Below are 12,883 nucleotides of genomic sequence, written 5' to 3'. Positions count from 1 at the left end.
TCCCCGGTTGTAACACGTTCTAGTCTTGGGGTCCAGGGTGGTGCCACACTGGATGCCCGCCGAGCTCGGACCACCGACAGGAGGAACCATGCGAGTGGAAGTCGACCGTGACCGCTGCGAGGGCAACGCGGTGTGCGTCGGAATTGCGCCCGACCTGTTCGAGCTCGACGATGACGACTACGCCGTGGTCAAAGCCGACCCGGTTCCTGCCGACCAGGAGGACCTGGCCGAACAGTCGGTCCACGAGTGCCCCCGAGCTGCCCTGATCCGACACGACTAGAGGTCTTCGTAAATTGAGCCAGATCGATCTGTCCGGCCGCGTGGCCGTCGTCACCGGTGCCGCCGCCGGCCTGGGCCGTGCCGAAGCCGTGGGCCTGGCCCGCGCCGGCGCCACCGTCGTCGTCAACGACATCGCACCCGCACTCGACTCCTCCGACGTCCTCGACGAGATCGCGGCTGCGGGAGCGAAGGGTGTCGCCGTCGCCGGTGACATCAGCGAGCGCAGCACCGCCGACGAGCTCGTCGAGACCGCCGACGGCCTCGGTGGGTTGAGCATCGTCGTCAACAACGCCGGCATCACCCGCGACCGGATCCTGTTCAACATGTCCGACGAGGAGTGGGACGCGGTCATCGCGGTGCACCTGCGCGGGCATTTCCTCCTGACCCGCAACGCGGCGACCTACTGGCGCAGCAAGGCCAAAGAAGCAGACGGTCAGGTCTACGGCCGGATCATCAACACGTCGTCGGAGGCAGGTCTGTCCGGCCCCGTGGGCCAGCCGAACTACGGCGCAGCCAAGGCCGGGATCACCGCGTTGACGCTGTCCGCGGCCCGTGCGCTGCACCGGTTCGGTGTACGCGCCAATGCGATCGCCCCGCGCGCCCGGACCGCGATGACCGCCGGGGTCTTCGGTGACGCGCCCGAGCTGCCCGAGGGTGCGGTCGACCCGCTGTCGCCCGAGCACGTCGTCAACCTGGTGCGGTTCCTCGCCTCGCCGGCCAGCGAAGCGGTCAACGGACAGTTGTTCATCGTCTATGGTCCGACCGTGACGCTGCTCGCCGCGCCGACCGCGGAGCGTCAGTTCAGCGCCGAAGGGGATGCCTGGGACCCGACAGCGCTGTCTGACACGCTGACCAATTACTTTGCTAACCGTGATCCCGAGCGGAGTTTCTCTGCCGCCATGGGACTGGGTGACCCGGACTGACCGTGACGTCCCCGGGCCGCCTTAATCGGGTAGAACACGTTCTAGAATGACCTGGGTCACAATGCCGTTGACATGCGCAGATATTACCAACTCTGTCACAATGGGTGACTTTGACACCGTGAACACGTTCTAGTTAGTATGATCCGGCTCACGGAGAGCGGCGCATCCGGCCGGGGTGGGGAGGCGGTACGGGCGGGCGGTTTGCGGTTGTTCGCCACGGTTGAGCCCTCGACGACCTGTCCACACGGGACCCTGCCCTTGAGAACGGAGCCGACTTGATCGAACAGCTTGCGGCGCCGGCGCGGGCCGTGGGCGGGTTCGTCGAAATGTCTCTGGACACTTTCGTCAAGACTTTCCGGCGTCCATTCCAGTTCCGCGAATTCCTCGACCAGACGTGGATGATCGCCCGGGTCTCCCTGGTGCCGACCCTGCTGGTCGCCATCCCGTTCACGGTGCTGGTCTCGTTCACGCTCAACATCCTGTTGCGCGAAATCGGCGCCGCCGACCTCTCGGGCGCGGGCACCGCATTCGGCACGATCACCCAGCTCGGTCCGGTGGTGACGGTGCTCGTCGTGGCCGGCGCCGGCGCCACGGCGATCTGCGCCGACCTCGGTGCGCGCACCATCCGCGAGGAGATCGATGCCATGCGGGTGCTGGGCATCGATCCCATCCAGCGTCTCGTCGTACCCCGCGTGCTGGCCTCGACGTTCGTGGCCCTGCTGCTCAACGGGCTGGTGTGCCTGATCGGGCTGTCGGGCGGCTACGTGTTCTCGGTCTTCCTGCAGGGCGTGAACCCCGGCGCGTTCATCAACGGTCTGACCGTGTTGACCGGACTGCCCGAGCTGATCCTCGCGGAGGTCAAGGCGTTGCTGTTCGGGGTGGTGGCCGGGTTGGTCGGCTGCTACCGCGGTCTGACGGTGAAGGGCGGCCCGAAGGGCGTGGGCAACGCGGTCAACGAGACCGTGGTCTATGCGTTCATCTGTCTGTTCGTGATCAACGTGATCATGACCGCGGTCGGGGTCCGGGTGTTGGACGCATGAGTTACGACGCCACCCTGCGCTTCCGCCGCATGCTGCGCGGCGTGCCGAAGGTCGTCGACACCATCGGTGAGCAGGCACTGTTCTACGGCGAGACGTTCCGCTACATCCCCAACGCGATCACCCGGTACCGCAAGGAAACCATCCGTTTGATCGCCGAGATGTCGATGGGCACCGGCGCGCTGATCATGATCGGCGGAACCGTCGGGGTCGCGGCGTTCATGACGCTGGCGTCGGGCGGTGTGCTCGCCGTGCAGGGTTACTCGTCGCTGGGCAACATCGGTATCGAGGCGCTGACCGGCTTCCTCTCGGCGTTTCTGAACGTGCGCATCGTCGCGCCGGTGATCGCGGGCATCGCGCTGGCGGCGACCATCGGCGCCGGAGCCACGGCACAGTTGGGTGCGATGCGCGTCGCCGAGGAGATCGACGCCGTGGAAGCCATGGCGGTGCACGCGGTTTCGTACCTCGTGTCCACCCGCATCGTCGCCGGGCTGATCGCGATCGTTCCGCTGTATGCGCTGTCGGTGCTCTCAGCGTTCTTCGCGGCCCGCTTCACCACCGTCTACATCAACGGCCAGTCCTCTGGCCTCTACGACCACTACTTCAACACGTTCCTGAACCCGAGCGACCTGCTGTGGTCGTTCCTGCAGGCCGTCGCGATGGCCGTCGCGGTCATGCTGGTGCACACCTACTACGGTTACAACGCCTCCGGCGGGCCGGTGGGCGTCGGCATCGCTGTGGGTCAGGCCGTGCGCACCTCGCTGATCGTGGTCGTGACCATCGTGTTGTTCATCTCGCTCGCCGTCTACGGCGCGTCCGGCAACTTCAACCTCTCCGGCTGAGGAAGGCAGGGAACAGAGACCATGTCCGACGGTGACGCCAAGCGCAGCCACGTCAGGATCGCTGCGGCGATCCTGGCTGCCGTGGTGCTCGCCGCCGTGGTCTTCACCTACCTCTCCTACACCGCCGCGTTCACCCCGACCGACAAGGTCACCGTGCTCTCGCCCCGGGCCGGCCTGGTGATGGAACGGGACGCGAAAGTCAAGTACCGCGGCATCCAGGTCGGCAAGGTCGAGTCGATCGAGTATGCGGGCCGCGACGCCAAGCTGACGCTCGCCATCAACCGGGCCGACCTGCGCTACATCCCGGAGAACGCGGGCGTACGGATCGGCGGGACCACGATCTTCGGCGCCAAGTCGGTGGAGTTCCTGCCGCCGGAGCAGACCTCGGGGGAGTCGCTGCGCCCCGGCACCGAGGTGGCGGCCCGCCATGTCCAACTCGAGGTCAACACGCTCTTCCAGAACCTGACCGACCTGCTCGAGAAGATCGATCCGATCAATCTCAACGCGACGATCTCCGCGCTCGGAGAGGGACTGCGGGGCAACGGTGACGATCTGGGTGCGCTGCTGGCCGGCCTGAACTACTACCTGTCGCAACTGAATCCGAAGCTCCCGACGCTGCGCGAGGACATCCGCCAGACGGCGGTCGTCGCCGGCATCTATGGCGACGCCGGCGCCGACCTGGCCCGAATCCTCGACAACGCACCGTCGATCGCCCGGACGGTCGTCGAAGAGCAGGACAACCTGAACACCACGCTGCTGGCGGCCACCGGCCTGGCCAACAACGGCGCCGCCACCTTGGAGCCCGGTGCCGACGACTACATCGCCGCCATCCAGCGCCTGCGGGTACCTCTGAAGGTGCTCGGTGACTACTCGCCGGAGTACGGATGTCTGCTGCAGGCCATCGATCTCGCGATCGACCGGTTCGGCCCGATCATCGGCGGCACCCGCCCCGGGCTGTTCACGTCCTCGAACTTCATCCCCGGCTCGCCGGCGTACACGTATCCCGAGAGTCTGCCGATCGTCAACGCCACCGGCGGGCCGAACTGCCGTGGCTTGCCGAACATGCCGTCGAAGCAGTACGGCGGGTCGTGGTACCGGGCACCGTTCCTGGTCACCGACAACGCCTACGTGCCGTATCAGCCCAACACCGAATTGCAGTTCGACGCACCGTCGACGCTGCAGTTCCTGTTCAATGGGGCGTTCGCGGAACGGGATGATTTCTAGTGGACCACCGTCGCAACCTGATCAGTGTCTCGATCTTCACCCTGGTGATGGCCCTGGTGGGCGCCGGGTTGATCGTCGTGTTCGGCGAGTTCCGGTTCGCCTCGAGCAACTCGTTCCGGGCCACGTTCTCCGAGTCATCGCGGCTGAAGACCGGACAGGACGTCCGGATCGCCGGTGTGCCCGTCGGTTCGGTCACCGAGGTGGCCCTCAACCCGGACAACACCGTCGACGTGGGCTTCGACATCGACAAGCGCTACCAGCTCTACACCTCCACCCGCGCGGTCATCCGCTACGAGAACCTCGTCGGCGACCGCTACCTCGAGATCACCTCGGGGCCGGGCGAATTGCGCAAGCTGCCGCCGGGTTCGACGATCCCGAAGGACAACACGGCACCGGCGCTGGACCTCGATGCGCTGCTGGGCGGGTTGCGCCCCGTGGTGAAGGGCCTCGACGGGTCGAAGGTCAACGAGCTGTCCGGTGCGGTCATCGAGTTGCTGCAGGGCCAGGGTGGAGCGCTGTCGAGCATGCTGGCCAGCACCAGTGCGTTCAGTCAGAACCTCGCGGCACGGGATCAGCTCATCGGTGAGGTGATCACCAACCTGAACACGGTGCTGTCGACCGTCGACGAGCGGAGCGCCGAGTTCGACGCGAGCGTCGACCGGCTGCAGCAGCTGATCACCGGCTTGAGTGAGGGACGCGACCCGATCGCGGGTGCGATCGGACCGCTGGCCACCGCCGAGAACGACCTGACCGAGATGCTGGCCGGATCGCGGCGGCCACTGCAGGGGGTCATCGAACAGGTGCGCCCGCTGGCCGAGGAGCTCGACGAACGCAAGGCCGAGGTCAACGAGGTCATCGAACCTCTGGCCGAGAACTACCTGCGGCTCAACGCACTCGGGGCCTACGGTTCGTTCTTCAACATCTTCTACTGCTCGACACGCATCAAGATCAACGGTCCCGCGGGCAGCGACCTGCTGATCCCGTTCGGTGGACCGCCGGACCCGTCGAAGGGGAGGTGTTCGGAGAATGGCTAGCACCGAGAGTTCGAATCCGTTGCGCACCGGCATCTTCGGCATCGCGCTGGTGGCCTGCCTGGTGATCGTGTCGTTCGGCTACACCAGCCTGCCGTTCTTCCCTCAGGGCAAGACCTATCAGGCCTTCTTCGCCGACGCCGGCGGCATCACGCCGGGCAACGACGTCAACGTCTCGGGCATCACGGTCGGCAGCGTCAAGGACGTCGCGCTGGCCGGCGACGCGGCCAAGGTCACCTTCACGGTCAAACGCGACATCGCCGTGGGCGACCAGTCGTTGGTGGCGATCAAGACCGACACGGTGTTGGGGGAGAAGTCGCTGGCGGTCACGCCCAAGGGCGGTGGTGAATCCACGGTGATCCCGTTGGGCCGCACCACGACTCCGTACACCCTGAACACCGCATTGCAGGACCTCGGCGGTAACACCGCCGAACTCGACAAGCCGCAACTCGAGCAGGCCCTGCGGACGCTGACCGACTCGTTGCGCGACGCCACCCCGCAGCTGCGCGGCGCGCTGGACGGCATCGCCGACCTGTCCCGCACGCTCAACAAGCGCGACGAGGCGCTGGCTCAGCTGCTCGGGCACGCCAAGCGGGTCTCCGACACCCTGGCCGCCCGTTCCGGTCAGGTCAACCAACTCATCACCGACGGCAACCTGCTCTTCGCCGCCCTCGACGAGCGGCGCCAGGCGTTGTCGCGGCTGATCGCCGGTATCGACGATGTCTCCGAACAGCTCTCCGGTTTCGTCGCCGACAACCGCCGCGAGTTCGGTCCCGCGTTGCAGCGCCTCAACGCCGTGCTGGACAACCTGCTCGAGCGGCGCGAACACATCAGCGAGGCACTGCGCCGGCTGCCGCCGTACGCGACCGCGCTCGGTGAGGTGGTCGGTTCGGCACCGGGCTTCCAGATCAACCTGTACGGCCTGCCGCCCGCCCCGATCGCGGAGGTGTTGCTGGACACCTACTTCCAGCCGGGCAAGCTGCCCGACAGCCTTTCCGACCTGCTGCGCGGATACATCTCCGAGCGCTTCATCCTCAGGCCGAAGTCACCATGAGCATCACCGACAAGATCAACACACGCAGCCGCGCGGTCCGCACCTCGCTGGCGCTGCTGCTGGTTGCCGTGCTCGCCGTCGGGGTGTTCCTCGTCTGGCCCACCCGCACGGGCTCCAAGATCGTCGCCCACTTCACCACCGCGGTCGGGTTGTACCCCGGTGACGAGGTTCGCATCGTCGGGGTGCCGGTCGGCAAGATCGATGCCATCGACCCGCGGGCCACCGACGTGCGCATCACGATGACCCTCGACCACGGCATCCAGGTGCCCGAGAACGCCAAGGCGCTGATCGTCGCACCGAACCTGGTGTCGGCCAGGTTCATTCAGCTCACTCCCGCGTTCACCGGGGGCCAGGCGCTGCCCGACGGCGCCACCATCGGGCTGGACCGCACCGCGGTTCCGGTCGAATGGGACGAGGTCAAAGAGCAATTGACCGCGCTGGCGGAGGAGCTCGGGCCCCGACAGGGGCAGGTGCAGGGACCGATCTCCGAGTTCGTCAACCAGGCCGCCGACACCTTCGACGGCAACGGCGACTCGTTCCGCGACGCGTTGCGTGAGCTGTCGCAGACCGCGGGCCGGCTCGGCGACTCGCGGACCGACATCTTCGGCACCATCCGTAACCTGCAGGTCCTCGTCGACGCGCTGTCGAACAGCAACGAGCAGATCGTGCAGTTCACGAACCACGTCGCGTCGGTGTCGCAGGTGCTCGCCGAGAGCGCCTCGGGCCTCGACGCCACCCTCGGCACCCTGAATCAGGCGCTCGGCGATGTCCGCGGATTCCTCGGTGAGCACAACGAGGCCCTCATCGGGCAGGTCAACCGCCTCACCGACTTCACCAATCTGCTCACCGCGCAGAGCGACGACATCGAGCAGATCCTGCACATCGCGCCCAACGGGCTGGCCAACTTCTACAACATCTACAACCCGGCCCAGGGCACCGTCGGCGGCGTGCTGTCCCTGCCGAACTTCGCCAACCCCGTGCAGTTCATCTGCGGCGGCACATTCGATGCCGCCACGTCGACCGACAACTACAAGCGCGCCGAGATCTGTCGCCAGCGCATGGGACCGGTGCTCAAGCGCATCACGATGAACTACCCGCCGGTGATGTTCCACCCGATCAACAGCATCACCGCCTACAAGGGCCAGATCATCTACGACACCCCGGAGACCGAGGCCAAGGCCAGGACGCCGGTGCCGTACCTGCAGTGGCAGAACGCGCCCGGCGTGACGCCCCCGGAGGTACCGATCGACGCCGACCTGGCCACGTTCTTCCTGCCGAAATCCGACGGTGCCGCCCCGTCGGCGCCGGAAGCCGGTGCCGCGCACGGTCAGCCCGGCGCCGCCCCCGGCCCGGTGCCGCTGCCAGGTGAGGAGGGACAGCGATGACCGTCCGCACCCGGTGGGCACTACGCACCGTCGCCATCACCAGTGGCGCCGCGTTGCTGGCGGGCTGTCAGTTCGGCGGCCTGAACTCGCTGAACATGCCCGGCACCGCAGGGCACGGCCCGGAGTCGTTCACCATCACCGTCGAATTGCCCGACGTCGCGACGCTGCCGCAGAACTCGCCGGTCATGGTCGACGACGTCACGGTGGGCAGCGTCTCGGGTATCGACGCCGTGCAACGCCCCGATGGCACGTTCTACGCCGCCGTCCAATTGTCGTTGCAGGGCAACGTCAATCTGCCCGAGAACACCGGGGTACGGGTCGCCCAGACCTCGCTGCTGGGTTCCCAGCACGTCGAGTTGGCCGCACCTGTCGGCGAGCGCCCGGTGGGGCGCCTCGGCGAGGGAGCGCACATCCCGATCGACCGCGCGGGCCGCTACCCGACCACCGAGGAGGTGCTGTCCTCCCTGGGAGTGGTGGTCAACAAGGGCAATCTCGGTGCGCTGCAAGACATCACCGACGAGGCCTACGCCGCGGTCGCCGGTCGACGGGACAGCTTCACCGATCTGGTGCCCCGGTTGGCCGAGCTGACCGCGTCCCTGCAGGAACAGACCGACGACATCATCGCCGCGGCCGAGGGCCTCAACCGTTTCGCGGGCATCCTGGCCGACAGCAAGGACAGTCTGGGCCGCACCCTCGACACGCTGCCCGGCGCGCTGGAAGTGCTCAACAACAACCGCGCCAACATCGTCGACACGTTCGCGGCGTTGCGCAGCTTCGCCGAGGTGGCCTCGCGGATGCTGTCGCAGACCAAGGACGACTTCACCGCCGACCTCGTCAGCCTGTACCCGGTCGTCAAGGAACTCAGCGAGAACCGGTCGGCGTTGGTCAAGGACCTGCAACTGCTGCCGACGTTCCCGTTCGTCAGCAAGAACATCAAGCGTGCCGTGCGTGGTGACTACCTCAACGTGTTCACCACCTTCGACCTCACCCTGCGCCGGGTGGGCGAGTCGATCTTCACCACGTCACTGGGCCTGGACCCGAACATGAAGCGGATGGACGAGATCATCAACCCGCCCGACTTCCTGATCGGCTCGATGGCCAACCTGTCGGGTCAGGCAGCCGACCCGTTCAAGATCCCACCGGGACCGGCCGGAGGGGAGCCACCGCGATGATCGATCGCCTCACGCGCGTACAACTCGGGATCTTCGCGCTCGTCACCGTCATCACCGTCGGGATCACCGCGGTGTTCTACCTGCAGGTGCCGGCCGCCTTGGGCATCGGCGTCTACAACGTCACCGCCAACTTCGCCGCCGGTGGCGGCATCTACCAGAACGCCAACGTCACCTACCGGGGCGTGACGATCGGCCGGGTCGAGTCGGTCGGCCTGACCGACGACGCCGTGGTGGCGCGGATGCGTCTCAACAGTGGCACCCCGGTGCCGGCGAACGTCACCGCCACCGTCAAGAGCATGTCGGCCATCGGCGAGCAGTACATCGACCTGGTGCCGCCCGACGATGTGATCGACCAGGAGATGCTCGCCGACGGGGCCGACATCGGGTTGGACCGCACCGCGATCGGGCAGGACATCGCGGGCCTGCTCGACGAGGCCGACGCGCTGGTCACCAACATCAGCAACACAGGGTTGCAGGACCTGCTGCGCGAGTCGTTCGCCGCGTTCAACGGCTCGGGTCCCGAGCTGGCCCGGATGATCGAGTCGGCGCGCCTTCTGGTCGACGAGGCCAACGCCAACTACGAACCGGTCGAGCAGCTGATCGACCAGGCCGGTCCGCTGCTGGCCGCGCAGATCCGCAGCGGCGACGACATCCGGTCGCTGGCCGACGGATTGGCCCGCCTGACCACCGAGGTCGCCAACGCCGACCCGCAGCTTCGGACGACGCTGCAGACCGCGCCCGGCACCATCGACGTCGCCAACGAGACGTTCACCGGCATCCGGCCGTCGTTCCCGATGCTGGCTGCCAACCTGGCCAACGCCGGTCGCGTGGGCGTCATCTACCGCAAGTCGATCGAGCAGTCGCTGGTGATCTTCCCGGCACTGTTCGCCGCGCTGCTCACCGTCGGTGGCGGGGTGCCCGGCGACGAGGGCGGCAAGCTCGACTTCAAGATCGACCTCGGCGACCCGCCGCCGTGCTCGGTGGGCTTCATCCCGCCGACGCAGATCCGCTCGCCGGCCGACACCACCGTGCGTGAACTGCCGACCGACCTGTACTGCAAAGTGCCGCACAACGATCCGAGCGTGGTGCGTGGTGCGCGCAACTACCCGTGCCAGGAGTTCCCGGGTAAGCGGGCGCCGACTCGTCGGCGCCGGTGTGCTCGACGCACAACGGACCGCGGCATCGGTGATGGTGTATATGAACCGCACCGTCACGGAGAAGGGCGGCAAACCCGTCTACGACGGAAGCCGGCTGCGCGTCGACTACCGCAAGATCGACGGCAGATGGTTGATCGACTACATCACGCCGATCTGAGACTCACTCCTGCGTCGCCAGCGCGTCGAGGAAGGCGCGCGCCCACCGATCCACGTCGTGGGCCAGCACCTGCCGGCGGAGCGCACGCATCCGCCGGCGCCCTTCCTCCGGCGACTGGGTGAGCGCAGCCTCGATCGCGTTCTTGACGCCCTCCAGGTCGTGCGGGTTGGTCAGGTAGGCCTGCCGCAGTTCGGCGGCCGCACCGGTGAACTCGCTGAGCACCAGCGCCCCGCCCAGGTCGCTGCGGCAGGCCACGTACTCCTTGGCGACGAGGTTCATGCCGTCACGCAACGGCGTCACCAGCATCACGTCCGCGGCGACGAAGAAGGCGACCAGATCCTCCCGCGGGATCGGCCGGTGCAGGTAGTGCACCACGGGGTGGCCGACCTCCCCGTACTCGCCGTTGACGTGGCCGACCTGGCGCTCGATGTCCTCGCGCATCACGATGTAACTCTCCACGCGTTCCCGGCTGGGCGTGGCCAACTGCACCAGTACCGTGTCCTCACGGTCGATGCGGCCCTCGGCAAGGAGTTCGGAGAACGCGCGCATCCGCACGTCGATGCCCTTGGTGTAATCCAACCGGTCCACGCCGAGCAGGATCTTGCGCGGGTTTCCCAGTTCGGCGCGCAGCACGCGGGCGCGTTGACGGATCTTGCGGCTGCGGGCCTGCTGGTCGAGTTCGGCGGAGTCGATCGAGATCGGGAACGCGCCGACCTTGACGGTGCGGAAGCCGTGCTGCACCTCGCCGAAGCGTGACCGCACCCCGACGTTGCCGCGCGAGGTGTTGGCGCCGAGCAGGCGCCGCGCCAGGATCAGGAAGTTCTGGGCACCGCCGGGCAGGTGGAATCCGACCAGGTCCGCGCCGAGGAGGCCTTCGATGATCTCCCGGCGCCACGGCATCTGCATGAACAGCTCGACCGGCGGGAACGGGATGTGCAGGAAGAAGCCGATGGTCAGATCGGGCCGCAGCATGCGCAGCATCTTGGGGACCAGCTGCAGCTGGTAGTCCTGCACCCACACCGTGGCGCCCTCGGCGGCGGTGGCGGCCGTGGTCTCGGCGAAGCGCCGGTTGACGTCGACGTAGCGGTCCCACCACTCCCGGTGGTAGACGGGTTTGACGATGACGTCGTGATAGAGCGGCCACAGCGTCGCGTTGGAGAAGCCCTCGTAGTACTCGGCGACATCCTCGGCGGACAGCCGGACCGGCACCAGGACCATGTCGTCGTCCGCGATGGGCGTCTCGGTGTCGGGGTCGCCGGGATCGTGCGGCACACCGGCCCAGCCGACCCAGGCGCCGCGGCGGCGGCGCAGCAGAGGCTCCAGCGCCGTGACCAGGCCGCCCGGGCTGCGCCGCGGCTCAACGGTGCCGTCGGGCAGTCGCACCATGTCCACAGGCAGCCGATTGGCCACCACGACGAAGTCGGCGCTGCCCTGGGTGCTCATTACGCGTCGAGCTTGCCCGGGTTGATGCCGAGCATCGACAGGAACACCCGGCATTCGTCGGCGTCGGTGGCGTAGGCGGCCACGACGCGTCGGGCCTGGCGCTCGGTGCTGTCGGCGATCGGTTCCACGTCGGCCAGGTCTGCGGCCGGATCAGATTTCGCAGGCATGACCTCAACTTTAGACAACTCCGGGGTGGGCCTCGGGCGGTGTGCCTCCGGACACACCCCGCGACGTAATGTGCTCCGTGTGGCAACGACGCAGCAGGTGACTTATGAAACGCTCGACGACGGCCGGATCGCCCGGATCTGGCTGAACCGCCCGGACGCGCAGAACGCGCAGTCGCGGACGCTGTTGGTCCAACTCGACGAGGCGTTCGGCCGGGCCGAGGCCGACGACGAGGTGCGGGTCGTCATCCTGGCGGCCCGTGGGAAGAACTTCTCGGCCGGCCACGATCTGGGTTCGGAGGCCGCGATGGCCGAGCGTTCCCCCGGACCCGACCAGCACCCGACCTTCCTGTGCAACGGCGCCACCCGCGAGGCCATCGCCGAGCAGACCTACCTGCAGGAGTGGCACTACTTCTTCGAGAACACCTGCCGGTGGCGCGACCTGCGCAAGATCACCATCGCCCAGGTGCAGGGCAACGCGATCTCCGCGGCCCTGATGTTGATCTGGGCGTGCGATCTGATCGTGGCCGCCGACGACGCGCGGTTCTCCGATGTGGTCGCTGTCCGAATGGGGATGCCCGGCGTCGAGTACTACGCCCACCCGTGGGAGTTCGGACCCCGCAAGGCCAAGGAACTGCTGCTGACCGGCGACTGCATCGACGCCGACGAGGCGCACCGGTTGGGCATGGTGTCGAAGGTCTTCGCCCGCGACGAACTCGAGGACAAGACCCTGGAGTTCGCGCGCCGGATCGCCGAGCGCCCCACAATGGCCGCGCTGCTGGTGAAGGATTCGGTCAATGCCGCCAGCGACGCGATGGGCTTCACCGAGGCGCTGCGGCACGCCTTCCACATCCACGAACTCGGACACGCGCACTGGGCGGCGTTCAACGAGAACCGGTACCCGATCGGCCTGCCGCCGAACGTGCCGGACTGGCGCACCCTGGGTGCGCCGAAGTTGGCCCGCCACGACGAGCCGTGACGTATAACTGAGAGATTCTGTTAGACCGTCAAAGGA

The 12,883-nt window shown here is 67.3% G+C and carries 13 protein-coding genes; 11 read left to right on the top strand and 2 right to left on the bottom strand.

Annotated elements, in window-relative coordinates; all coding sequences use genetic code 11:
* Nucleotides 1-88 precede the first annotated feature (88 nt).
* The 10 genes from ACAG25_RS11585 to ACAG25_RS11540 all read left to right on the top strand — a co-directional run bounded on the left by ACAG25_RS11585 (nt 89) and on the right by ACAG25_RS11540 (nt 10,383).
* Complete coding sequence (locus tag ACAG25_RS11585) at nt 89-280, top strand: ferredoxin (RefSeq protein WP_370488564.1); 192 nt, start codon at nt 89-91, stop codon at nt 278-280.
* Between the two features lie 13 nt (nt 281-293).
* The gene (locus tag ACAG25_RS11580; RefSeq protein WP_370488562.1) at nt 294-1,202 is read left to right on the top strand and encodes a 3-oxoacyl-ACP reductase; all 909 of its coding nucleotides are present in this window, start codon (nt 294-296) and stop codon (nt 1,200-1,202) included.
* 275 nt (nt 1,203-1,477) lie between these two features.
* The gene (locus ACAG25_RS11575; protein ID WP_370488561.1) at nt 1,478-2,242 is read left to right on the top strand and encodes an MlaE family ABC transporter permease; all 765 of its coding nucleotides are present in this window, start codon (nt 1,478-1,480) and stop codon (nt 2,240-2,242) included.
* Nucleotides 2,239-3,081, top strand: a complete 843-nt coding sequence (locus ACAG25_RS11570) for an MlaE family ABC transporter permease (protein WP_370488560.1) — start codon at nt 2,239-2,241, stop codon at nt 3,079-3,081. Before ACAG25_RS11575 ends, ACAG25_RS11570 begins: the two co-directional genes overlap by 4 nt.
* 21 nt (nt 3,082-3,102) lie before the next feature.
* The gene (locus ACAG25_RS11565) at nt 3,103-4,305 is read left to right on the top strand and encodes an MCE family protein (protein WP_370488559.1); all 1,203 of its coding nucleotides are present in this window, start codon (nt 3,103-3,105) and stop codon (nt 4,303-4,305) included.
* Between the two features lie 47 nt (nt 4,306-4,352).
* On the top strand, nt 4,353-5,339 hold the full coding sequence (locus ACAG25_RS11560; protein ID WP_370488749.1) for an MCE family protein: 987 nt from the start codon (nt 4,353-4,355) through the stop codon (nt 5,337-5,339).
* Nucleotides 5,332-6,390 carry an MCE family protein gene (locus ACAG25_RS11555; RefSeq protein ID WP_370488557.1) on the top strand — a complete coding sequence of 353 codons (1,059 nt, stop codon included), beginning with the start codon at nt 5,332-5,334 and terminating at the stop codon, nt 6,388-6,390. The genes ACAG25_RS11560 and ACAG25_RS11555 overlap by 8 nt, the downstream gene beginning before the upstream one ends.
* Complete coding sequence (locus ACAG25_RS11550) at nt 6,387-7,775, top strand: MCE family protein (RefSeq protein WP_370488555.1); 1,389 nt, start codon at nt 6,387-6,389, stop codon at nt 7,773-7,775. Before ACAG25_RS11555 ends, ACAG25_RS11550 begins: the two co-directional genes overlap by 4 nt.
* Entirely contained in the window at nt 7,772-8,947 is a 1,176-nt protein-coding gene (locus ACAG25_RS11545; protein WP_370488553.1) for an MCE family protein, read from the top strand. The genes ACAG25_RS11550 and ACAG25_RS11545 overlap by 4 nt, the downstream gene beginning before the upstream one ends.
* Nucleotides 8,944-10,383: an MCE family protein gene (locus tag ACAG25_RS11540; RefSeq protein WP_370488551.1), complete on the top strand. Its 1,440-nt coding sequence runs from the start codon at nt 8,944-8,946 to the stop codon at nt 10,381-10,383. The genes ACAG25_RS11545 and ACAG25_RS11540 overlap by 4 nt, the downstream gene beginning before the upstream one ends.
* On the opposite strand, the gene ACAG25_RS11535 is transcribed toward ACAG25_RS11540, so the two are convergent.
* Nucleotides 10,265-11,704, bottom strand: coding sequence for a trehalose-6-phosphate synthase (locus ACAG25_RS11535; RefSeq protein ID WP_370488550.1), 1,440 nt, complete (start codon nt 11,702-11,704; stop codon nt 10,265-10,267). The genes ACAG25_RS11540 and ACAG25_RS11535 overlap by 119 nt on opposite strands.
* The gene (locus ACAG25_RS11530; RefSeq protein ID WP_370488549.1) at nt 11,704-11,871 is read right to left on the bottom strand and encodes a hypothetical protein; all 168 of its coding nucleotides are present in this window, start codon (nt 11,869-11,871) and stop codon (nt 11,704-11,706) included. Before ACAG25_RS11530 ends, ACAG25_RS11535 begins: the two co-directional genes overlap by 1 nt.
* 70 nt (nt 11,872-11,941) lie before the next feature.
* On the opposite strand from ACAG25_RS11530, the gene ACAG25_RS11525 reads away from it, so the two are divergent.
* Nucleotides 11,942-12,847 carry an enoyl-CoA hydratase gene (locus ACAG25_RS11525; protein ID WP_370488748.1) on the top strand — a complete coding sequence of 302 codons (906 nt, stop codon included), beginning with the start codon at nt 11,942-11,944 and terminating at the stop codon, nt 12,845-12,847.
* Nucleotides 12,848-12,883: the final 36 nt, after the last annotated feature.

The organism is Mycobacterium sp. pV006 (genome assembly GCF_041287115.1).
Classification (GTDB): Bacteria; Actinomycetota; Actinomycetes; order Mycobacteriales; family Mycobacteriaceae; genus Mycobacterium.
This window is presented reverse-complemented; position numbering and strand designations above follow the sequence as displayed.

Coding starts and splice junctions, on each gene's coding strand:
- ACAG25_RS11585 (WP_370488564.1), top strand. CDS start 89: ATGCGAGTGGAAGTCGACCGTGACCGCTGCGAGGGCAACGCGGTGTGC.
- ACAG25_RS11570 (WP_370488560.1), top strand. CDS start 2,239: ATGAGTTACGACGCCACCCTGCGCTTCCGCCGCATGCTGCGCGGCGTG.
- ACAG25_RS11560 (WP_370488749.1), top strand. CDS start 4,353: ATGGCCCTGGTGGGCGCCGGGTTGATCGTCGTGTTCGGCGAGTTCCGG.
- ACAG25_RS11550 (WP_370488555.1), top strand. CDS start 6,387: ATGAGCATCACCGACAAGATCAACACACGCAGCCGCGCGGTCCGCACC.
- ACAG25_RS11555 (WP_370488557.1), top strand. CDS start 5,332: ATGGCTAGCACCGAGAGTTCGAATCCGTTGCGCACCGGCATCTTCGGC.
- ACAG25_RS11545 (WP_370488553.1), top strand. CDS start 7,772: ATGACCGTCCGCACCCGGTGGGCACTACGCACCGTCGCCATCACCAGT.
- ACAG25_RS11540 (WP_370488551.1), top strand. CDS start 8,944: ATGATCGATCGCCTCACGCGCGTACAACTCGGGATCTTCGCGCTCGTC.
- ACAG25_RS11535 (WP_370488550.1), bottom strand. CDS start 11,704: ATGAGCACCCAGGGCAGCGCCGACTTCGTCGTGGTGGCCAATCGGCTG.
- ACAG25_RS11565 (WP_370488559.1), top strand. CDS start 3,103: ATGTCCGACGGTGACGCCAAGCGCAGCCACGTCAGGATCGCTGCGGCG.
- ACAG25_RS11530 (WP_370488549.1), bottom strand. CDS start 11,871: ATGCCTGCGAAATCTGATCCGGCCGCAGACCTGGCCGACGTGGAACCG.